This window comes from Enterovirga sp. (assembly GCF_028290205.1).
Lineage (GTDB): Bacteria > Pseudomonadota > Alphaproteobacteria > Rhizobiales > Beijerinckiaceae > Enterovirga.
Window position 1 is genome coordinate 1 of sequence record NZ_JAQGKF010000016.1, and the last position, 19248, is coordinate 19248.

General features: G+C 69.3%; 21 protein-coding genes and 1 tRNA gene. 15 read left to right on the plus strand and 7 right to left on the minus strand.

The window, feature by feature from the left end; all coding sequences use genetic code 11:
- The 7 genes from JWR86_RS01445 to JWR86_RS01475 all read left to right on the plus strand — a co-directional run.
- Nucleotides 1–2211 (plus strand): TIGR02302 family protein (locus tag JWR86_RS01445; RefSeq protein WP_299559696.1); only part of this gene is annotated, 2211 nt, incomplete at its 5' end.
- 17 nt (nucleotides 2212–2228) lie between these two features.
- Nucleotides 2229–2423: a twin transmembrane helix small protein gene (locus JWR86_RS01450; protein WP_299559699.1), complete on the plus strand. Its 195-nt coding sequence runs from the start codon at nucleotides 2229–2231 to the stop codon at nucleotides 2421–2423.
- Nucleotides 2424–2478: 55 nt separating this feature from the next.
- Nucleotides 2479–3057 (plus strand): cob(I)yrinic acid a,c-diamide adenosyltransferase, encoded by a 579-nt coding sequence (locus tag JWR86_RS01455; RefSeq protein ID WP_299559702.1) that lies wholly within the window; start codon nucleotides 2479–2481, stop codon nucleotides 3055–3057.
- Nucleotides 3058–3177: 120 nt separating this feature from the next.
- Nucleotides 3178–3927 carry an electron transfer flavoprotein subunit beta/FixA family protein gene (locus tag JWR86_RS01460; protein WP_299559705.1) on the plus strand — a complete coding sequence of 250 codons (750 nt, stop codon included), beginning with the start codon at nucleotides 3178–3180 and terminating at the stop codon, nucleotides 3925–3927.
- Nucleotides 3928–3950: 23 nt separating this feature from the next.
- Nucleotides 3951–4889 carry an electron transfer flavoprotein subunit alpha/FixB family protein gene (locus JWR86_RS01465; protein WP_299559708.1) on the plus strand — a complete coding sequence of 313 codons (939 nt, stop codon included), beginning with the start codon at nucleotides 3951–3953 and terminating at the stop codon, nucleotides 4887–4889.
- Nucleotides 4890–4931: 42 nt separating this feature from the next.
- Nucleotides 4932–5813 (plus strand): 3-hydroxybutyryl-CoA dehydrogenase, encoded by an 882-nt coding sequence (locus tag JWR86_RS01470; protein ID WP_299559711.1) that lies wholly within the window; start codon nucleotides 4932–4934, stop codon nucleotides 5811–5813.
- Nucleotides 5814–6112: 299 nt separating this feature from the next.
- Entirely contained in the window at nucleotides 6113–6679 is a 567-nt protein-coding gene (locus tag JWR86_RS01475) for an HNH endonuclease (protein ID WP_299559714.1), read from the plus strand.
- Between the two features lie 15 nt (nucleotides 6680–6694).
- On the opposite strand, the gene JWR86_RS01480 is transcribed toward JWR86_RS01475, so the two are convergent.
- Nucleotides 6695–7183: a disulfide bond formation protein B gene (locus tag JWR86_RS01480; protein WP_299559717.1), complete on the minus strand. Its 489-nt coding sequence runs from the start codon at nucleotides 7181–7183 to the stop codon at nucleotides 6695–6697.
- A 4-nt stretch (nucleotides 7184–7187) separates the two neighbouring features.
- Nucleotides 7188–7769 carry a YqaA family protein gene (locus JWR86_RS01485; RefSeq protein WP_299559720.1) on the minus strand — a complete coding sequence of 194 codons (582 nt, stop codon included), beginning with the start codon at nucleotides 7767–7769 and terminating at the stop codon, nucleotides 7188–7190.
- 133 nt (nucleotides 7770–7902) lie between these two features.
- On the opposite strand from JWR86_RS01485, the gene JWR86_RS01490 reads away from it, so the two are divergent.
- Both JWR86_RS01490 and JWR86_RS01495 read left to right on the plus strand, forming a co-directional pair.
- Nucleotides 7903–7989, plus strand: a tRNA-Leu gene (locus JWR86_RS01490).
- A 172-nt stretch (nucleotides 7990–8161) separates the two neighbouring features.
- Complete coding sequence (locus tag JWR86_RS01495) at nucleotides 8162–8428, plus strand: hypothetical protein (RefSeq protein WP_299559723.1); 267 nt, start codon at nucleotides 8162–8164, stop codon at nucleotides 8426–8428.
- On the opposite strand, the gene JWR86_RS01500 is transcribed toward JWR86_RS01495, so the two are convergent.
- From JWR86_RS01500 to JWR86_RS01510, 3 genes are all read right to left on the minus strand, one after another.
- On the minus strand, nucleotides 8425–9093 hold the full coding sequence (locus tag JWR86_RS01500; protein WP_299559726.1) for a metallophosphoesterase family protein: 669 nt from the start codon (nucleotides 9091–9093) through the stop codon (nucleotides 8425–8427). The two genes, JWR86_RS01495 and JWR86_RS01500, sit on opposite strands and share 4 nt — an antisense overlap.
- 7 nt (nucleotides 9094–9100) lie before the next feature.
- Nucleotides 9101–9670 (minus strand): DUF4337 domain-containing protein, encoded by a 570-nt coding sequence (locus JWR86_RS01505; RefSeq protein ID WP_299559729.1) that lies wholly within the window; start codon nucleotides 9668–9670, stop codon nucleotides 9101–9103.
- An 88-nt stretch (nucleotides 9671–9758) separates the two neighbouring features.
- Nucleotides 9759–11030, minus strand: coding sequence for an FAD-dependent oxidoreductase (locus JWR86_RS01510; RefSeq protein ID WP_299559732.1), 1272 nt, complete (start codon nucleotides 11028–11030; stop codon nucleotides 9759–9761).
- Between the two features lie 95 nt (nucleotides 11031–11125).
- On the opposite strand from JWR86_RS01510, the gene JWR86_RS01515 reads away from it, so the two are divergent.
- The 6 genes from JWR86_RS01515 (at nucleotide 11126) to JWR86_RS01540 (ending at nucleotide 17313) form a co-directional block, all read left to right on the plus strand.
- Nucleotides 11126–11827, plus strand: coding sequence for a sulfate transporter family protein (locus JWR86_RS01515; RefSeq protein ID WP_299559735.1), 702 nt, complete (start codon nucleotides 11126–11128; stop codon nucleotides 11825–11827).
- Entirely contained in the window at nucleotides 11827–13035 is a 1209-nt protein-coding gene (locus JWR86_RS01520) for an FAD-binding oxidoreductase (RefSeq protein WP_299559738.1), read from the plus strand. The genes JWR86_RS01515 and JWR86_RS01520 overlap by 1 nt, the downstream gene beginning before the upstream one ends.
- Before the next feature lie 117 nt (nucleotides 13036–13152).
- Nucleotides 13153–14469, plus strand: coding sequence for a sn-glycerol-3-phosphate ABC transporter substrate-binding protein UgpB (ugpB, locus tag JWR86_RS01525; protein ID WP_299559741.1), 1317 nt, complete (start codon nucleotides 13153–13155; stop codon nucleotides 14467–14469).
- 44 nt (nucleotides 14470–14513) lie between these two features.
- Nucleotides 14514–15395, plus strand: a complete 882-nt coding sequence (gene ugpA / locus JWR86_RS01530; protein ID WP_299559744.1) for a sn-glycerol-3-phosphate ABC transporter permease UgpA — start codon at nucleotides 14514–14516, stop codon at nucleotides 15393–15395.
- The gene (gene ugpE / locus JWR86_RS01535) at nucleotides 15395–16246 is read left to right on the plus strand and encodes a sn-glycerol-3-phosphate ABC transporter permease UgpE (RefSeq protein ID WP_299559747.1); all 852 of its coding nucleotides are present in this window, start codon (nucleotides 15395–15397) and stop codon (nucleotides 16244–16246) included. The genes ugpA and ugpE overlap by 1 nt, the downstream gene beginning before the upstream one ends.
- The gene (locus JWR86_RS01540; RefSeq protein WP_299559750.1) at nucleotides 16246–17313 is read left to right on the plus strand and encodes an ABC transporter ATP-binding protein; all 1068 of its coding nucleotides are present in this window, start codon (nucleotides 16246–16248) and stop codon (nucleotides 17311–17313) included. The genes ugpE and JWR86_RS01540 overlap by 1 nt, the downstream gene beginning before the upstream one ends.
- 87 nt (nucleotides 17314–17400) lie before the next feature.
- Here JWR86_RS01540 and JWR86_RS01545 read toward each other — a convergent pair whose 3' ends face one another.
- On the minus strand, nucleotides 17401–18210 hold the full coding sequence (locus JWR86_RS01545) for a TerC family protein (RefSeq protein ID WP_299559753.1): 810 nt from the start codon (nucleotides 18208–18210) through the stop codon (nucleotides 17401–17403).
- Between the two features lie 2 nt (nucleotides 18211–18212).
- On the minus strand, nucleotides 18213–19151 hold the full coding sequence (locus tag JWR86_RS01550; protein WP_299559756.1) for a lipid kinase: 939 nt from the start codon (nucleotides 19149–19151) through the stop codon (nucleotides 18213–18215).
- Nucleotides 19152–19248: the final 97 nt, after the last annotated feature.

Consider the following 19248-nt stretch of genomic DNA (forward strand, 5'->3'; position numbering starts at 1 on the left):
CTCACCGTCGCCCCTCCCCGGCCCGGCATGGCGCGGCGGGACCGCCACGCCCTGCGGGCGGCAGCCGTTGTGGCGGCCGCAGCCAGCGCGTTTGTGGCCGGTCCCGAGACGGGGTCGCGCCTCGGCGCCGCCTTCGACTGGCGCGGCGCGGCCGAGCCGGCCACCGCCTTTCGCATCGACGGCTGGATCGACCCGCCCCTCTATACCCGCCTGCCGCCGCTGATGATCGACCTCGCGGCCGGGGAACAGCGCCTCAAGGCGCCGGTTGGCTCGGTGGTGGTGGTCCGGATGGCCGGTCGCGGCGAGGCGTCGCTGGCGCCCGGCAAGGGCCTCGAGCCGGTGGCCGCCCCGACGGATCGGAAGCCGGAGGCGCAGAGCGCCGCAGGCCAGTCGGAGCTGCGCGAGCAGCGCTTCCGGCTGACGCAGTCGAGCGAGCTCGTCGTCAGCACGGGCGTTGCGGCCCGGACCGGCCTCGGGAACAGCCTGCGCCTCACGGTCGAGGCCATCCCGGACCGCGCACCCGAGATCACGCTGGTGAGCCCGCCGGAAGCGAATGCGCGCGGCACCTTCACGTTCAGCTACAAGGCACGGGACGATTACGGGCTCGCCTCCGGCTCCGCCCTGGTCGAGCGGCGCGACGTGGCACAGGGGCGGCGCTCACTCGTGGCGGCGCCGACCGTGGCGCTTCAGCTCCCCGGCGACCACCGGGCCGGCGAGGAGGCCCGCACGGCGGCCGACCTCACCGAGCACCCGTGGGCCGGAGCCAGGGTTCGCCTCACGCTTGCCGTGCGGGACGAGGCCGAGCAGGAAGGTCGCAGCGCGGCGGTGGATTTCACGCTGCCGCAGCGGCCCTTCACCAAGCCGCTCGCCAAGGCGCTGGTGGAGCAGCGCCGCAACATCATCCTCGACCCCGACAACCCGAGGCCGGTGCAGCTGGCGCTGGACGCCCTCCTCATCGCGCCGGAGCAGTTCACGCCGGAATGGGGCGTGTTTCTCGGCCTGCGCTTCGCGGCGGACCGCTTCCGGAAGGCCCGGACTGACGAGGACCTCTCAGCCGTCGCCGAGTGGCTGTGGGCCATGGCGCTGCAGATCGAGGACGGCGACCTGTCGGACGCGGAACGCGAGCTGCGGGCGGCCCAGGAACGGCTGCGCGAGGCGATGGAACGCGGCGCCGGCGAGAAGGAGATCGCCCAGCTCACCGACGAATTGCGTCGGGCCATGGACCGCTTCCTGCGGGAATTCGCCGAGCAGATGAAGGGCGATCGCCAGAGCGCCGAACGCGAGCCGAACGGTTCGGAGCGGACCATCACCCAGAACGACCTCAACCGCATGGTCCAGGAGATGCAGGAGGCCATGCGGCGCGGCGACATGGCCGAGGCGCAGCGCCTGCTGGATCAGCTCAAGACCATCCTCGAGAACCTTCGCACCGCCCGACCCGACAGCCGCATGAGCGATCCGATGTCGCGCGAGATGAGCCGGCAGATGGAGGAGCTCGACGAGATGGTCCGCGAGCAGCAGCAGCTCCGGGACGAGACGTATCGCGAAGGCCAGCAGCGGCGCATGCAGCCGGGCCGCAGTCCCAGCCAGGGGCAGCAGCAGGGGCAGCGCGGCCAGCGGGGTCAGCAAGGCCAGCAAGGCCAGGGCGAGGAGGGCCAGGACCAGGCCGAATCCGGCCAGGACGGTCAGGGCGGCGAAGGACGGGAGGGCCTCGGCCGCCGGCAGCAGGCCTTGCGGGAGCGGCTCGAACAGATGCAGCGGCGCATGCGCGGCATGGGCATGCAGGGCGAGCAGGGATTCGGCGAGGCCGAAGGCGCGATGCGGGATGCGGAGGGCCAGCTCGGCCGCGGCCGCGACGGCGAGGCCGTGGACAGCCAGGGTCGCGCCCTCGAAGGTCTGCAGCGCGGCATGCGGGGCATGGCCCAGCAGATGCAGCAGATGATGGGCCAGAACGAGGGCCAGGGCGAGGGCGAGCCGGGCGGCCCCGGCAGCCCGCAGGGCCGCGCCTCGAACGACCCCCGCAGCGACGACCCCCTGGGCCGGCCGACCCGCTCGCGCGACTTCTCGGACGGGCGCGTCCGCATCCCGGGCGCCAACGAATCCGCGGTGGAGCGCGCCCGCCGAATCCTCGACGAGCTGCGCCGCAAGCTCGGCGATCCGACCCGCCCCCGCGAGGAACTCGAATATTTCGAGCGCCTTCTGCGCCGGAACTGAGCACCCTTCCGAGCCCCATGACCCTCTCGAACGTCCTCGTCGTCGTCGCCATCCTGATCGTGGCGACCGTGCTCCTGCTCGGCCTCCTGAACATGATGCGGGGCGGCTCGCCGCAGCGCTCGCAGAAGCTCATGCGGGCCCGCGTGATGCTGCAATTCGTGGCCATCGTGGTGATCATGCTGGTGATCTGGGCTAAGTCCTCGTCGTCCTGATCCCCCCGGGCGCCGGCGCGCGATCGGGGCGAGCCCACGAGTCGACGGAGCCCCGATGGTCGCGCTGAACCGCATCTACACCCGGGCTGGAGACGGCGGCCGCACCCAGCTCGCCGATGGCCAGCGCCGGCCCAAGCACGACCTGCGGATCGAGACCTACGGCACCGTCGACGAGACGAATGCCGCGATTGGGCTCGCCCGCCTGCACCTCGCCGCCGATCCGGACACGGACGCCATGCTGGGCCGCATCCAGAACGACCTGTTCGATCTCGGGGCCGACCTGGCGACGCCGGCCTCCGAGGCTGAGCCGAAGCGGGAGGCGCTGCGCATCGTGGCCGCCCAGGTGGATCGGCTGGAGCGGGAGATTGACGGCATGAACGCCGACATCGCGCCGCTGCGCTCGTTCGTGCTTCCCGGCGGCACAGCGGCCGCGGCGCACCTGCACCTCGCCCGCACCATCTGCCGGCGGGCCGAGCGTCTCTTGGTGGCCCTGATGGAGCGCCCGGAGGAGCAGGTCTCGCCCCCCGCCCTGAAGTACCTGAACCGCCTCTCGGACCACCTGTTCGTGGCCGCGCGCCACGTCAACGGCCGCGGCGCGACCGACGTGCTGTGGGTGCCCGGCCAGAACCGCTGATCGGCTCGCATTGCAAAAGACAAGGCGCGTCTTTACCGTTCCGCCCCTCCATGCTTTGAGGGCGCTGACGCCCACCGTCGGCCACCATGCTCGGCCGGCCCGCATCCAGGACAGAGCTCGATGAAGGTCCTCGTACCCGTGAAACGGGTGATCGATTACAACGTGAAGGTCCGGGTGAAGCCGGACGGATCGGGCGTCGAGCTCGCCAACGTCAAGATGTCGATGAATCCCTTCGACGAGATCGCCGTCGAGGAGGCGATCCGGCTTCGTGAAAAGGGCAAGGCGACCGAGATCATCGCGGTGTCGATCGGCCCGCAGCAGGCCCAGGAGACGATCCGCACCGCGCTCGCCATGGGCGCCGACCGCGGCATCCTGGTGAAGGTGGACGGCATCGTGGAGCCGCTGGCCGTGGCCAAGATCCTGAAGGCGATTGTCGCCCAGGAGAGCCCGGATCTGGTGATTCTGGGCAAGCAGGCCATCGACGACGACGCCAACCAGACCGGCCAGATGCTGGCCGCCCTGCTCGGCTGGCCGCAGGGCACCTTCGCGTCCAAGATCGAGATCGGCGAAGGCTCGGTGGATGTCACGCGCGAAGTCGATGGCGGCTTGCAGACGCTGACGCTGCGGCTTCCGGCCGTGGTGACGACGGACCTGCGCCTCAACGAGCCGCGCTACGCCTCTCTCCCCAACATCATGAAAGCCAAGAAGAAGCCGATCGCCGAGATGAGCGCGGCCGATCTGGGCGTCGATGCGGCTCCCCGCCTCAAGGTGATCAAGACCGTGGAGCCGAGCGGGCGGCAGGCCGGCAAGAAGGTCGGCAGCGTCGCCGAGCTCGTGGACAAGCTGAAGAACGAAGCGGCTGTGATCTGACTCCGGGTCGAAGGTAGATTTCCATGACGACGCTCCTGATCGCCGACCACGACGGATCCTCCGTCTCCGACGGCACCCGCAAGGCCCTGACCGCCGCCAAGGCGCTCGGCGCGCCTGTCCATGTCCTCGTGGCCGGCCCCGCGGCCGCCGCCCAATCGGCCGCCAAGCTCGACGGCGTGGCCAAGGTTCTGTCGGCCGAGGACGCCCGCTACCAGCACCTGCTGGCCGAGCCGCTGGCCGCCCTGATCGTCTCGCTGGCCGGCCCCTACGACGCCATCGTGGCGCCGGCCACCACCACCGGCAAGAACGTCCTGCCGCGCGTCGCCGCGCTGCTCGACGTGATGCAGATCTCCGACGTCACCAAAGTCGTCTCGCCCGACACGTTCGAGCGGCCGATCTATGCCGGCAACGCCATCCAGACGGTGCAGGCGACCGACGCCAAGAAGGTGATGACGGTCCGGACCAGCGTGTTTCAGGCCGCCGGCGACGGCGGGGGCGCGCCGGTCGAGGCGGTGCAGGCCGCCGAGGATCAGGGGCTCTCGACCTTCAAGGGCGAGGAGATCGTGAAGCTTGATCGGCCGGAGCTGACGGCTGCCAAGATCATCATTTCAGGTGGCCGCTCGCTCGGCTCCACCGAGGCGTTCAAGCAGTATATCGAGCCGATCGCCGACAAGCTCGGCGCCGCCATGGGCGCCTCACGGGCGGCCGTGGATGCCGGTTACGCGCCGAATGACTGGCAGGTCGGGCAGACCGGGAAGGTCGTCGCGCCGGACCTCTACATCGCGGTCGGCATCTCGGGCGCCATCCAGCACCTGGCCGGCATGAAGGACTCGAAGGTGATCGTCGCCATCAACAAGGACGAGGAGGCGCCGATTTTCCAGGTCGCCGATTACGGCCTGGTCGGCGACCTCTTCAAGCTCCTGCCCGAACTCGACCAGGAACTCGGCAAGGCGAAGCCTTGACCGCTCCCTGGTTCTCCTCTCGCCGGAAGAACGCGACACTCCATGGCCACTGACATCAGGACGGTCGGCGTCGTCGGGGCTGGGCAGATGGGCAATGGCATTGCCCATGTCTGCGCCCTCGCCGGCCTGGAGGTGCGCCTCAACGACGTCACCGAGGATCGCATCCGGCAGGGGCTGGCGACCATCAACGGGAACCTCGCCCGTCAGGTCGCCAAGGGGGCCATCGGCGACGATGACCGCAAGGCCGCGCTCGGCCGCATCCGGCCGGCGGTCGACAAGGCGGGTCTCGCCGAGTGCGACCTCGTGATCGAGGCCGCGACCGAGAACGAGGAGGTCAAGCGCAAGATCCTGGTCGAGCTCTGCCCTGCGCTGTCGCCGCATACGATTTTGGCGACCAACACCTCGTCAATCTCGATCACGCGGCTCGCCGCCGCGACGGACCGTCCCGAGCGCTTCATCGGCATCCACTTCATGAACCCGGTGCCGGTGATGCAGCTTGTCGAGCTGATCCGCGGCATCGCAACCGAGGATCCGACCTTCGAGGCGGCCAAGGCCTTCATCGGCAAGCTCGGCAAGACGACGACCACGGCTGAGGACTTCCCGGCCTTCATCGTCAACCGCATCCTCCTGCCGATGATCAACGAGGCGATCTACGTCCTCTACGAGGGCGTCGGTTCGGTCGATTCCATCGACACCGCGATGCGGCTCGGTGCCAATCACCCGATGGGGCCGCTCCAGCTCGCGGATTTCATCGGGCTCGATACCTGCCTGTCGGTGATGCAGGTGCTCCACGACGGCCTGGCCGATACCAAGTACCGCCCGTGCCCTCTCCTGGTGAAATATGTCGAGGCCGGCTGGCTCGGCCGCAAGGCCAAGCGCGGCTTCTACGATTACCGCGGCGAGCACCCGGTCCCGACGCGCTAGCCGGACCGCGGCCTCGGCCGCGCTCCGCACGGCTCGTCCTGATTCGCGAGCCCGGCCAGGACGGACGCCCCCGGCCCGTCCGCCCGGGCCGAACGCGTCTCGCACCCCCTCCCAGACCTCCCAGTCACGGGCTGCCGCGGGCGGCCCGGCGCCAAATCGGTGCCCCGGCAGCCACCCATAGGTCCGGCGGAAGCCCCTGTGCGCGCCTGCGGCGCCGCCGCTTCACAACACCGCCCCGGAACCGGTAACATAAGGGCCTGTGCGAGCCCTGCAGCCCTCATCCAGTCGGAGGAGGTGAGGTGACGGTTCACGTTCAACCCCCCCGGGCCGAATCCTGCCCGGCGCTGGTCCTCAACGCGGATTACCGTCCGCTGAGCTACTATCCCCTGTCGGTCTGGTGCTGGCAGGACGCGATCAAGGCGGTGTTCCTTGATCGGGTGAACATCGTGTCGGAATACGACACGACCGTGCGGTCGCCGTCGTTCGAGATGCGACTGCCCTCGGTGGTCTGCCTCAAGACCTACGTCCAGCCGACCCGCAACCCGGCGTTCACGCGCTTCAACGTGTTCCTCCGCGACCGCTTCACCTGCCAATATTGCGGGGCGCGCGAGGACCTGACCTTCGACCATCTGATCCCGCGCTCGAAGGGCGGGCTCACCACCTGGGAAAACGTCGTCGCGGCCTGCTCGCCCTGCAATCTCCGCAAGGGCGACCACCTCCCCCGCGACGTCGAGATGTGGCCGCGGCAGATGCCGTTCGCGCCCAGCCTGCAGGACCTGCACCGGAACGGGCGGCTGTTTCCGCCAAACTTCCTGCACGAGAGCTGGCTCGACTACCTGTACTGGGACAGCGAACTCGAACCCTGAGGCCGGGCGGCTGCGTCAGCGGGCAGCGCCGAGCCGGGCGGCCAGCGCCGCCAGCGCGAGCGACACAAGGGCGTTCCAGCCCGCCATGGAGAGGCCCAGCACGCGCAGCGCCGCCTCGGTGCAGCTCACCACCCGGGCCGTCTCGAGCTCCTTCAGGAAGTCGCCGACCGCACCCGATGCGGCCCCCATTCCGCCGCCGCAATCGGTGGGCCCCGGCCACCAGCCCCATTCCACCCCGGCATGGTGCAGGCCGAGCCCGGCGCTCACCAGGAAGACGAGCGCCAGGAGCCCGAAGCCGAGGCGCCGCCGGCGGCCGGGCGGCAGGAGCGCGGTGACGGCCGCGAGCGGGATCGCCACGTAATAGGGCCAGCGCTGCACGAGGCAGAGCTTGCAGGGCAGCAGCCCAAAGACGTGCTGCGAGACAAGCGCGCTGCCGAGCGCGGCCGCCGCGAGCCCGAGAATCAGCAGCGCCGGGAGCCGTGTCAGGTCGGTGGCCGCCCTCATGACGTCAGTAGATGAATTTCAGGGCCGCAAACCCGGCCAGCACAATGACCACGAGGATCGCCGCCACGAGCCCGAGATGGCGATCCAGGATGCCCCGGATGGCCGGGCCGTAGCGGCCCAGCAGCGCCGCCAGCACCGCGAAGCGCGCACCCCGCGTCACGATGGACAGGACGGTGAACCAGAACAGGTCGTAGCCGGCGAAGCCCGAGGTGATGGTCACGAGCTTGTACGGGATCGGCGTCAGGCCCTTCAGGAGGATGATCCAGTGGCCATATTGGGCATAGGCGACGCGGAACGCCTCCGCGCCCGTGTCGAGCCCGTACAGCGAAAACAGCCACTGGCCGACCGAATCGTACAGAAAGGCGCCGATGGCGTAGCCGAGCAGGCCGCCCAGCACCGAGGTCACCGTGGTGATGCCGGCATAGAACCAGGCCCGCTCCGGCCGGGCCAGGGCCATCGGCACCAGCATCACGTCGGGCGGAATGGGGAAAAAGGAGCTTTCGGTGAACGAGACGGCCCCCAGCGCGTAGGGCGCCGAGCGGCGGCTCGAAAGGTCCAGCACCCAGTTATAGAGTGGTCGCAGCATGGTCCGGCGTCACGGCGCGGGCGGCTCCCGCCGGCGGCTTTGAGCATGGCGGCCGCTCCGGCGCCAGCCTGGGCCCCTGCTCCCCGCACGGGCCCGTTGATCCCGGCCGCGCCGGATGGTACGCGCGCCGCGGGCCCCTGTGGCGGAATTGGTAGACGCGCCTGACTCAAAATCAGGTTTCCGCAAGGAAGTGCTGGTTCGATTCCGGCCAGGGGCACCAATCGCACGGGACCGCCCTGCGTCCCCGCCCCCAACGGTCATGGCCTGGACGGACCCGGTGCGACCTCCTTGCCGAGGGCCATTCGCCTCCCCGCAAGCCGTTTGTTAGCCCGGCGATAACCTTGCGTAGGTCTTACTGCGACCCTCGACCGGCGTTGCGTGAGGAGCTGCGGATGAAGCTGACGTACGACTGGGCCGCGCCCGCGAAGCTGTTCTTCTGGCCGGCCGAAGACGGCTCGGAAGAAGAGGCCGTGTATCCGACCCTCGACGACGCCCTGAAGGCGGCCGGCGAAGGCGACGCGGATCATGCCTGGATCATCACCCGTGACGGCGACATCTTGAACCCGCGGGTGATCGCGACGCTGCGCGAACAATTCGAGGAGCGGCGCCGCAAGCGGGATCGGTCGTTCTCCTTCCGGGCCTGGGGTCGGGCCGCCTAGCCGAGCCGCGCCCGCGCCTGGAGAAAGCCGGCGGGGGACGGCGCGCCCTCGCGGAACACGGCCGCCGTCAGCGGGCCGCCGAAACAGGCGCCCGTGTCGATGTTCACGCGCGTCGGCCTCACGTCCGGGCTGCCGCTCCGCACCGGCGTGTGGCCGTGCACGACGTAGCGTCCGAAATCGTGGTCGGACCGGAGAAACACGTCGCGGATCCAGAGCCGGTCCGCGTCTGTCTGCTCGCTCCGACCGACGGCCGGGTTCAGCCCGGCATGGACAAAGCAGCGCCACGCGTCCTCGTAGACCGTTGGGCAGGACGCGATCCAGGCGACCACGTCCGCCGGAATGCCCTCCGGGCCCGCCGCCCCGAATGAGGCGAGGGTCTCGGCGCCGCCATTGGCCAGCCAGAGCGCGGCCGTGGCCTCGGTCCGGGCGGCGCGGAGCAGCAGGTCCTCGTGGTTTCCCTTGAGGCAGATGAGGCTGTCCGGGTCCTCTGCCTGCCGTGACCGCACGAGGCGGATCACGCCGGCACTGTCCGGGCCCCGGTCGATCAGGTCACCCAGCAGCACCACTCGCCGCGGGCCGCCGGCGGCCTCCCGCTCGATCTGGCCGAGGAGATCGACCAGGAGGTCGAGGCAGCCGTGAACGTCCCCGATCGCGAAGGTCAGCACCGGCCGGTCAGAACAGGTGGACCGCGTGGGGCGCGAACAAGCCGATCGCCACCATGCCGATGCCGAGCACGCCGAGGGCCACGCCCGCCCAGGCCAGTGCGGCCACGCCCGTGATCAGCATGGCCGAGGCGAGCACGATGGCGATCTGGAAGGCGGCGGAGCCGAGTTCGAAGTGATGGTACTTGGCGAGCGCCGTCGCGGAGCGGGTCTCCGCCTGTTTGGCCCGAGCCGACAGCTCCTTGCGGCCCTCCCCCGTCTCGGGCTCCGAATCCCAGCGGGCCGCGGTCTTGGTCCAGTTGTCGACGCGCTTGCGGTACACCTCCTCTGCGGCGCCCTCGGGCGCGGTCCCGCGCTGTAATTCGGCGCTCTCGGCGGCCGTCCTGACCACCGTCATCCGCACGGTCTTGGCCTGAAAGAAGGCCCACAGGTTCGAGGCCTCGATGTTGTCGGCCAGGGCGCTCGTCTGCGCGCTTTTCGCGAGGGTCTCACCGAGGGCGAGAAACAGCGCCAGAACCGAGATCAGCAGCGCGACCTTCTTGTTCGACCCCTCCGTCATACCGTGACCGTGACCCGACATTGCCGTCCTCCGCGATTCCGCGGCTGCGGCTTAGGATCTTTGCCTCAGCTTGGGAACTCGCGTGATCCTGGACGGCCGCGCGCGCCGATCAGGACCCGGGCCTGAGGGAGGCGACCACCTCCGCGGCGGCGTCGGACCCGGATGCCCAGGCACCCCCAACCGTGCCCCACATCGCCGGGTCGGCCGCCTCGCCGGCGAACCAGATCCGGCCCTCCACCGGCACGCGCAGCCGGCGCCGTGCCGGCGCCCGACCGGGGGGAGCCACCGCCCAGGCTGCGCGCGCCCAGGGGTCGCCCGTCCAGTCGGTGGCCGTGACCACGCGCATGCGGCGTAGCGACCCTGGCCCGAACTGCTCGGCCAGGATGCTGCGGGCCAGGGAGCCGAGCCCGCCGGCACGCCTGCGTGCGCCCAGGACACGGGCGTGGTCGAGTTCGAGGTAGTGGTAGGGGGATCCGTCGATGCGGGTGAGCATGCCGACGCTGCCGCGGCGCGAGACGAGCTTGGCGAGCCGGTCAGGGGCGCGAAAAGGCGCGTCGGGCCAGTTCAGAACCACGTGCTCGTAGGTCCCGGGCAGGAAGGAGGCGATAGCCTCCGCGAGATCGGCCGGCAGAGCGGGTGCGAACCGGATCACGCCCGCGGCCAGCACGGCGACCGGGGCGGTCACGATCGCCGCGCGCGCCTGGGTGACGCCCCGCCCGCTCTGGATCTGCACGCCTGCGCCGGTGAGCTCGACGGCGGAGACGGGCGTGCCGAGGGCCACCGGCAGCCCGCAGGCGAGGCGGGCCAGATAGCTGCCGTAGCCGCCGCGAATGAAGTGGTTGTCGCCGAACTCGTCGCTCGGGAAATCCTTGACGCTGACCTCGTCCAAGGGACGGCCGCTGATCAGGGCAAAGGTCGCCGCAGCCGGGTCGCGCCACCGGCCGAGCAGCGGCAGGGCCGAGGCGAGGCTTCGGTCCGTGGCGTCCCGCGCCGCCTCCGCAAAGGCCCGGTCGGCTCGGGCGAAGGCCTGTCCGTGCCGACGCCGCTCCGTCCGGCCCCGGACCCGGCCGTCCAGCACGGCAACGGTTTCGCGCGGAGCGCGCCAAATCGCCTCGCCGCGCTCCCGGCCGAGGCGCACCAGGGGATTGACGCTTCCGGCATGCAGCCAATGGGCGCCGAGATCGACGGCGTGCCCGGCGAAGGATGCCGTGACCGCCCGTCCGCCCACCCGGTCCCGACTTTCCAGCACGGCGACGCTCAGGCCCGCCGCGAGGCAATGGCGGGCGGCAGCGACCCCGGCAGCCCCGGCCCCGACGATGGCCACGTCCACCCGGGTCGCGGGTGCCTGGACGGCGCGGAAGATGGGCGCAACGAGGCTCACGGCCGGGCAAACTCCGTGTCGGCGAGACGGCCCGGCGCCCGGCCGGACCAGCGGGCTGCTTCCATGGCGACGATTTCGCCGTAAAGGAAGCGGCGATGATCCCCCTGTCTGCCTTCGCGGCCTTGCGCCAGGTGCTGTCGCCAGACCTGCGCCGACTCGTTCTCCGATCCATCGGACTGACGCTGGTGCTGATCCTGCTGGTCTGGGGCGTGCTGACCAAGGGCTTCGGCTACCTGCTGGAGACATACCCCCTCAGCCGCGACTACCCCGTGATCGACGGCTTCGTCTACTTCATGACCGGCGCCGGGCTCCTGATCGCGCTGGTCTACTTCCTGCCGGCCATCTCGGCCCTGGTCGGCGGCTTCTTCGTGGACAGCGCCGCGGAGAGAGTCGAGCGGACCGACTTCCCGGCCGATGCGCCGGGGGCGCCGATGTCGCCCGGCGCCTCCGTCGGCTTCGGCCTGCGCTTCGCGCTCTTGGCGCTGCTCCTCAACCTCGGCGCCCTGGCCCTGTTCTTTATCCCGGTCGTCAATATCGGGGCCTTCTTCCTGGCCAATTCCTACCTGCTCGGACGCGAGTATTTCGAGATGGCGGCGTCCCGCTTCCGGCCCGTCGAGGAAGCCGCCCGCCTGCGCCGCGAGCACCGCCTCACCGTGATGGCGGGAGGCGCCGTGCTGGCCGCACTGATGCTGGTGCCGGTCCTGAATCTCGCCACACCGATCTTCGGCATTGCCCTGATGGTCCACCTGCACAAGCGCATCGCGCGGCGCCGGTTGCCCCCGGCCGCAGGCGTGTGATGGCAGGCTACGACGTCGCGGTGGTCGGCGGCGGCGCCACCGGCTCGTCGGTGGCCTGCCACCTTCTCGCCGATCCCGGCTTTCGCGGCCGGGTGGTCGTGATCGAGAAGGACCCGACCTACCGGCTCGCCGCCTCAGCCCTCTCGGCCGCCTCCATCCGGCAGCAATATTCGCAGCCCGTGAACGTCCAGCTCTCGCTGCACGGAATCTCGTTCCTGCGCGAGGTCGGCCGGCATCTCGAGGTCGACGGCGAGGAGCCCCGGATCGACCTGCACGAGGGCGGCTACCTGTACCTCGCGGGCGAGGCTGCGGCCGGAATCTTGCGCCAGAACCACGCGGTTCAGAGCCAGGAGGGGGCGGACATCCTGCTGCTCGACCCGGAGGCGCTCCACCGCCGTTTTCCCTGGCTCGCCGCCCACGGCGTCGCCCTCGCCAGCTGGGGTCGCAGCGGCGAAGGCTGGTTCGACGGCTGGGCCCTGCTGCAGGCCTTCCGCCGCAAGGCGCGCCGGCTCGGGGCCGATTACCGGACCGGTGAAGTGGCGGGGCTCGACCTCCACGGCGATCGGGTCACGGGGCTGCGGCTTGCCGATGGCGAGCGCATCGCCTGCGGGGCTGTCGTGAATTGTGCCGGCAGCAACGGCCCCCGGGTCGCCGCCATGGCCGGGGTCAGCCTTCCCGTGCAGGCGAAACGGCGCTCGGTGTTCAGCTTCACGTGCCGCACCCCGCTCGCCGGGGCCCCCTTGCTGATCGACACGGGCGGCGTCTGGATGAGGCCCGAAGGCCGGGCGGGGCCGGGCGGCCAGGTGTTCATCGCCGGCTGGTCCCCGCCGCCCGAGACCGATCCCGATTGGCTCGACGACGATCCGGCCACGCAGGAGGTCGAGTGGTCCCTGTTCGAGGAGATGGTGTGGCCGGCGCTGGCCGCGCGCATTCCGGCGCTGGCCGAGATCAAGCCCGGGCGAGCCTGGACCGGGCCCTACGACATGAACCTCCTGGACCACAACGCGGTCCTCGGTCCCGCAGGCTCGGTGGCCAATCTCTACCTCTGCAACGGCTTCTCGGGTCACGGGCTGCAGCATGCCCCGGGCGTGGGGCGCGGCCTTGCCGAATGGATCCTGCACGGCCGGCCGACCACGCTGGACCTCCGCCCGCTCGGGTTCGACCGCATCGCGGCGGCCCGGCCCCTGCTGGAGCGCAACGTGATCTGACGAAGGTCGCCGCCCGGGCAAGCGTCATCGTCTTGTCATGCGGACGTCGTCCGGCCATCGTGCCCGCAACCTAGGAGGGGGGCCCACGAGGCTTCCGCCACGGGAAGGGAGAGCATCATGAGACGCTTGGCACGCACCGCCCTCTGTCTTGCCGCGTCCGTCGCGGCCAGTGCGGCGACCGCGCAGACGGAAATCCAGTGGTGGCACGCCATGACGGGCGGCAACAACGACGTGGTCGTCCGCCTCGCGAACGAGTTCAACGCCTCCCAAACCGAGTTCAAGGTGGTGCCCTCCTACAAGGGCAGCTACCCGGACACCATGAATGCCGGGATCGCGGCGTTCCGGGCCGGCAACGCGCCGCATATCCTGCAGGTCTTCGAGGTCGGCACGGCGACCATGATGTCGGCGCGCGGCGCCGTGAAACCGGTCTACCAGCTCATGGCCGAGGCAAAGGAGCCGTTCGACCCGAAGAGCTACCTGCCGGCGATCACCGGCTACTACTCGACCGCCAAGGGCGAGATGCTCTCCTTTCCCTTCAATTCATCGTCCATGGTGATGTGGATCAACAAGGACGCGCTCCGGAAGGCCGGCCTTGACGCCGACCAGCCGCCGAAGACCTGGCCGGAGGTGTTCGAGGCGGCCAAGAAGCTGAAGGCCTCCAGCAATCCGACCTGCGGCTTTTCCAATGCCTGGGCCACCTGGGCCAATATCGAGCAGCTTTCGGCCTGGCACAACCTGCCGCTGTCCAGCAAGGCGAACGGCCTCGACGGCTTCGACACCGTCCTTCAGTTCAACGGGCCGGTCCAGGTCAAGCACCTGCAGACTCTGGTCGAGCTGCAGAAGGACAAGACCTACGACTATTCCGGCCGCACAAACGCCGGCGAGGGTCGCTTCACATCGGGCGAATGCCCCATCTTCCTCACGTCGTCCGGCTTCTACGGCAACGTGAAGGGGAACGCGAAATTCGACTGGGCCGCGGTGCCGATGCCCTATTACCCTGATGTGGCGGGCGCGCCGCAGAACTCCATCATCGGCGGCGCCTCGCTGTGGGTCATGGGCGGCAAGAGCGCGGCCGAATACACGGCCATCGCCAAGTTCTTCAGCTTCCTGTCCGACACCGACCGGCAGGCCCGGCTGCATCAGGATTCGGGCTATCTGCCGATCACCCGCGCTGCCTACGACAAGACCAAGGCGTCCGGCTTCTACGACAAGAACCCGTCTCTCCAGACCGCGCTGATCGAGCTCACGAGCAAGGAGCCGACCGAAAACTCGCGGGGTCTGCGGCTCGGCAACATGGTGCAACTCCGGGACGTCTGGGCCGAGGAGATGGAATCGGCGCTGGCCGGGCAGAAGCCCGCCAAGGAGGCGCTCGACGCGGCCGTGACGCGCGGCAACCAGATGCTCCGGCAATTCGAGCGGACGGTGACGCGTTGAGGGGCGGGTCCGCAGCTCTCCCCGTTCCGGCGGGGAGAGGCTAGGTGGAAAAGCGGGCCGTCTTCGGCAACCGGGTCCTGCCCTACGGGCTGCTGGCGCCGCAGATCGCGGTTACGCTGATCTTCTTTTACTGGCCCGCCGCCCAGGCCGTGCAGCACTCGTTCCTGGTGCAGGACGCGTTCGGCCTCTCGACGGAGTTCGTCTGGTTCGAGAATTACAAGCAGCTGTTCTCGGATCCGAGCTATTATCGAACCCTCGCCACGACGGTGATCTTCTCCACCGCCGTCACGGCCGTGTCGCTGTCCGTGGCCCTCCTGCTCGCCGCCATGGCCGATCGGGAGATCAAGGGCGCGACCGGATACCGGACCCTGCTGATCTGGCCCTATGCGGTCGCGCCCGCAGTGGCCGGCGTGTTGTGGATCTTCATGCTCGACCCTTCGCTGGGCATGATTTCCAGGGCCATGCGGCCGCTCGGCATCGACTGGAACCCGCGCCTCAACGGCAACCACGCCATGACGCAGGTGGTGCTCGCCTCGGCCTGGAAACAGATCTCCTACAACTTCCTGTTCTTCCTGGCCGGGCTGCAAGCCATCCCGAAAAGCGTGATCGAGGCCGCCGCGATCGACGGCGCCCGCCGCTGGCGGCGCTTCTGGACCATCATCCTGCCGCTCCTGTCGCCGACGACCTTCTTTCTGGTCATCGTCAACATCGTCTACGCCTTCTTCGACACCTTCGGCACCATCGACACGATGACCGGCGGTGGACCGGCCAAGGCGACCGAGACGCTCGTCTACAAGGTCTATGCCGACGGCCGGCTCGGCGGCGACCTCGGCGGATCGGCCGCCCAATCTGTGATCCTGATGTTCATCGTCATCTCGCTGACGGCGGTCCAGTTCCGGTTCGTCGAGCGCAAGGTCACCTATTGATGGTCGAGCGCCAGACTGCTTTCTCGCGAATCATCCCGCATGCCGTGCTGCTCACCGGCGTCGCGATCGTGGCCTTTCCCGTCTATCTCGCCGTGATCGGCTCGACCCACGAGACGGCCGTGATCGCCAACGGGCAGATGCCCCTGACGCCCGGCCGGGAAGCCTTCGACACCTATTACCGGACCATCTTCACGGGCGGCAGCCGCACGACGCGCGAGCCGGTCGGCACGATGCTCTTGAACTCGTTCACGATGGCCATGCTGATCGCGCTCGGAAAGATCGCGATCTCCATCCTGTCGGCCTATGCGGTCGTCTATTTCCGCTTCCCGTTCCGGAGGGCGGCCTTCTGGATGATCTTCGTCACCCTGATGCTGCCGGTCGAGGTCCGCATCTACCCGACCTACAAGGTGGCGGCCGATCTCGGGCTGCTCGATTCCATGGCCGGGCTGACCCTGCCGCTGATTGCCTCCGCCACTGCAACGCTGCTGTTCCGCCAGTTCTTCATGACGATCCCGGACGAGCTGGTCGAGGCCTCGAAGATCGATGGCGCCGGACCATTCCGGTTCTTCTTCGACACCCTCCTGCCCCTATCCCGCACCAACATGGCAGCGCTGTTCGTGATCCTCTTCATCTACGGCTGGAACCAGTACCTCTGGCCGTTGCTGATCACCACGCGCGACGACATGCAGACGATCGTCATCGGCATCAAAAAGATGATCGTCACCTCCGACGCGCTGACGGAGTGGCAGGTCGTCATGGCGACCGCGGTTCTCGCCATGCTGCCCCCCGTGGCGGTGGTTGTGCTCATGCAGAAGCTCTTCGTGCGTGGGCTTGTTGAGACGGAAAAGTAATGGCTGCTGTCACCCTCGAGGGCGTCTCAAAGATCTACCATGGCGGCGTCCAGGCCGTGCGAAATGTATCCTTCGACGTTCCCGATGGCTCCTTTTGCGTGCTGGTCGGCCCCTCGGGCTGCGGCAAGTCCACCCTGCTGCGGATGATCGCCGGGCTCGAGACGATCTCGGCCGGCACGGTCGGCATCGGCGGCCGGGTCGTGAACGACGTGGAGCCGGCCGACCGGGACATCGCCATGGTGTTCCAGAACTACGCGCTCTACCCGCACATGAGCGTCTACGACAACATGGCCTACGGGCTCCGCAACCGGCGCACGCCTAAGCCGGAAATCGACGAACGCGTGCGCGAAGCCGCCCGCATTCTGGCCATCGAGCCGTATCTCGACCGGAAGCCCAGGGCGCTCTCGGGCGGCCAGCGCCAGCGCGTCGCCATGGGCCGGGCCATTGTCCGCAAACCGCAGGTCTTCCTGTTCGACGAGCCGCTCTCGAACCTCGACGCCAAGCTGCGCGTGCAGATGCGCGTGGAGATCAAGCGGCTTCAGCGCTCGCTCGGCGTCACCTCGGTTTATGTCACCCACGACCAGATCGAAGCCATGACGCTGTCCGACGTGCTGGTGGTCATGAATGCTGGCCAGGTGGAGCAGATTGGGACTCCGATCGAGCTCTACCGCCGCCCGCAGACCCGGTTCGTGGCGGGGTTCCTGGGCTCGCCGGCGATGAACTTCCTGCCTGGCCGGATCGGCCGGGAGCCCGGCACGATCATGCTCGACGAGCGACCCATCAGGATCGCGACCCCGCCTGCGGCGGCCCCGGACACCCAGGTCGAGCTCGGCATCCGGCCGGAGGATCTGCGGCTCGTGCCCCGTGGGCAGGCCGGGGCGCTGGCCATGCACATCGAGTTCGTGGAGGAGCTCGGCGCGACACAGCTCGTCCATGGCCGGATCGCCGCCGCCCCGGCAACCGTCCAGGTTCCCACGGGGGCGATCCCGCCGGAAGGGACGATCGAACTCGCGGTCGACCCTGCGGCGACGCACCTGTTCGACGTCGCGAGCGGCCGCCGCCTCTAAGCAGCTGGCCCGCGCTCTACGCGGGCCGCCGCCGGTCTGCGCGGCGCCGGGCGGCGGCGCACAGCACCCGTCCTGTGGGGGCCGAGGTCAGCGCCCCGCATCGCTGGCGATCTCGTCCCTGGCCCGCTGGGTGATCGGGGCCGTGCCGTCCTGGGCCTGCTTGCGCAGGTGCGGCGGGTCGTTGGACCGGCGCACCAGCATGTTGAGCGCCTCGACCGCGACCGAGAAGGCCATGGCGGCATAGATGTAGCCCTTGGGCACATGGAAGCCGAAACCATCCGCGATCAGCACCATGCCGATCATCAGAAGGAAGCTCAGGGCCAGCATGACGATGGTCGGGTTCTTCTTGATGAAGTTGGCGAGCGGACCCGCCGCGATGATCATGACGATGATGGCGAACAGCACGGACACCACCATGATCGGCAGGTGCTCGGTCATGCCCACGGCCGTGATGATGGAGTCGAGCGAGAAGACGAGGTCGATGACCACGATCTGGGCGATCACGCTGGCATAGCTCGCCACGACCGCACCGGCCCCGGCCTCGCCGTCATGCGGATCGACGCTTTCGTGGATCTCGCGGGTGGCTTTGTAGACCAGGAACAGGCCGCCGCCGATCAGGATGATGTCGCGCCAGGAGAACCCCTTGCCCAGGATCTCGATCACCGGCTTGGTCAGCCCGATGATGATCGTGATCGTGAAGAGAAGCCCGAGGCGCATGAACAGGGCGAGCCCGAGGCCGATATAGCGGGCGCTCGCCCGCTGATGCTCGGGCAGCTTGTTGGTCAGGATCGACAGGAAGATCAGGTTGTCGATCCCGAGGACGATCTCGAGGACCATCAGGGTCGCGAGCGCAGCCCAGGCTTCGGGCTGGCCCGCAAGGGCGATGATGCTGTCCATGGTCAGGCCGCTTGGCTTCGAGGTGGGGGTGGGGCGAAGACGCGAACGGCCTTCGGGATGAGGCGGAACACGGCCGGGGTGGCCGTGGTGAGTTCGCCGTCCGTGTTGACCGAGCGCGAGCGCCGGGTCCGGATGGTGACGGCCGAGGTCGCAAAGGTCCGCACGTCGTCCTGAGCGCCGTGGGTGCCGCGCCGCATGGCGGGCGCAAGCGCCAGAAGGCGCGACCAATGCCCGACTTCCAGGCTGTACACGTGGAGCTTGCCGTCGTCGGGCTCGGCGCTCTGATCAACGGTCAAGCCGCCGCCGTAGTGGCGGCCGTTCCCAACCGAGATCTGGACGGTCTTCACCCGCTCGGTCGCGCCGTCATGCTCGATGAAGGCCGTAAACGGGCGGGTGCGGGCGAGCAGCCGCGCGCTCGCGAAGGCATAGCCGAGCGTGCCCCAGCGGCGCTTGGCTTTCGCGGTCAACTCGCGCGCCAGCTCGGCCGAGAAGCCGATCGATGCGACATTGAAATAGAGATGGCCGTTGACCTCGCCGAGGTCGATGTCGCGAACTGCGCCGTCCACGATGGTCTGCGCCGCCTGCGCCAGGTTCGGCCCGATGCCCAGCGTGCGGGCGAGATCGTTGGCGGTCCCGAGAGGCAGGATGCCGAGCGGCAGGCGTGTCTCCACCAGGGCGCTCGCGACCCCGTTCAGCGTGCCGTCGCCGCCGCCAACGATCACGCAATGGAGTCCGGGCCCCCGCGTGCGGATCACCCTGCCCATATCGGCCGCGCTCGTGCAGCTCACCTCCTCGACTGCGAGGCCTCCACGCACGAGGACGCCGAGGGCCGCGTCGACCGGCTGGCTGCCGCTGCGCGCCTTCCGGTTCAGCAGCAGCAGTGCCCGGCGGGGCTCGGAGCGCGGCGCGCTCTGGGCGTCATCGTCGTCCAGCGCCTGCAAACCTGTCTCTCCGACGCGCGAAAGCCGGCGCGCTCATGAAGGCGCCGCTGCCTGTCCCTAGCTGGAAATCGGCCTGCTGAATTGCAAGCGGGAGTTT

What these genes read in the sequence shown, in the direction of transcription:
- JWR86_RS01450 (WP_299559699.1), top strand. Translation starts at nt 2,229, where the DNA reads ATGACCCTCTCGAACGTCCTCGTCGTCGTCGCCATCCTGATCGTGGCG.
- JWR86_RS01455 (WP_299559702.1), top strand. Translation starts at nt 2,479, where the DNA reads ATGGTCGCGCTGAACCGCATCTACACCCGGGCTGGAGACGGCGGCCGC.
- JWR86_RS01460 (WP_299559705.1), top strand. Translation starts at nt 3,178, where the DNA reads ATGAAGGTCCTCGTACCCGTGAAACGGGTGATCGATTACAACGTGAAG.
- JWR86_RS01465 (WP_299559708.1), top strand. Translation starts at nt 3,951, where the DNA reads ATGACGACGCTCCTGATCGCCGACCACGACGGATCCTCCGTCTCCGAC.
- JWR86_RS01470 (WP_299559711.1), top strand. Translation starts at nt 4,932, where the DNA reads ATGGCCACTGACATCAGGACGGTCGGCGTCGTCGGGGCTGGGCAGATG.
- JWR86_RS01480 (WP_299559717.1), bottom strand. Translation starts at nt 7,183, where the DNA reads ATGAGGGCGGCCACCGACCTGACACGGCTCCCGGCGCTGCTGATTCTC.
- JWR86_RS01485 (WP_299559720.1), bottom strand. Translation starts at nt 7,769, where the DNA reads ATGCTGCGACCACTCTATAACTGGGTGCTGGACCTTTCGAGCCGCCGC.
- JWR86_RS01495 (WP_299559723.1), top strand. Translation starts at nt 8,162, where the DNA reads ATGAAGCTGACGTACGACTGGGCCGCGCCCGCGAAGCTGTTCTTCTGG.
- JWR86_RS01505 (WP_299559729.1), bottom strand. Translation starts at nt 9,670, where the DNA reads ATGTCGGGTCACGGTCACGGTATGACGGAGGGGTCGAACAAGAAGGTC.
- JWR86_RS01515 (WP_299559735.1), top strand. Translation starts at nt 11,126, where the DNA reads ATGATCCCCCTGTCTGCCTTCGCGGCCTTGCGCCAGGTGCTGTCGCCA.
- JWR86_RS01520 (WP_299559738.1), top strand. Translation starts at nt 11,827, where the DNA reads ATGGCAGGCTACGACGTCGCGGTGGTCGGCGGCGGCGCCACCGGCTCG.
- ugpB (WP_299559741.1), top strand. Translation starts at nt 13,153, where the DNA reads ATGAGACGCTTGGCACGCACCGCCCTCTGTCTTGCCGCGTCCGTCGCG.
- ugpE (WP_299559747.1), top strand. Translation starts at nt 15,395, where the DNA reads ATGGTCGAGCGCCAGACTGCTTTCTCGCGAATCATCCCGCATGCCGTG.
- JWR86_RS01540 (WP_299559750.1), top strand. Translation starts at nt 16,246, where the DNA reads ATGGCTGCTGTCACCCTCGAGGGCGTCTCAAAGATCTACCATGGCGGC.
- JWR86_RS01545 (WP_299559753.1), bottom strand. Translation starts at nt 18,210, where the DNA reads ATGGACAGCATCATCGCCCTTGCGGGCCAGCCCGAAGCCTGGGCTGCG.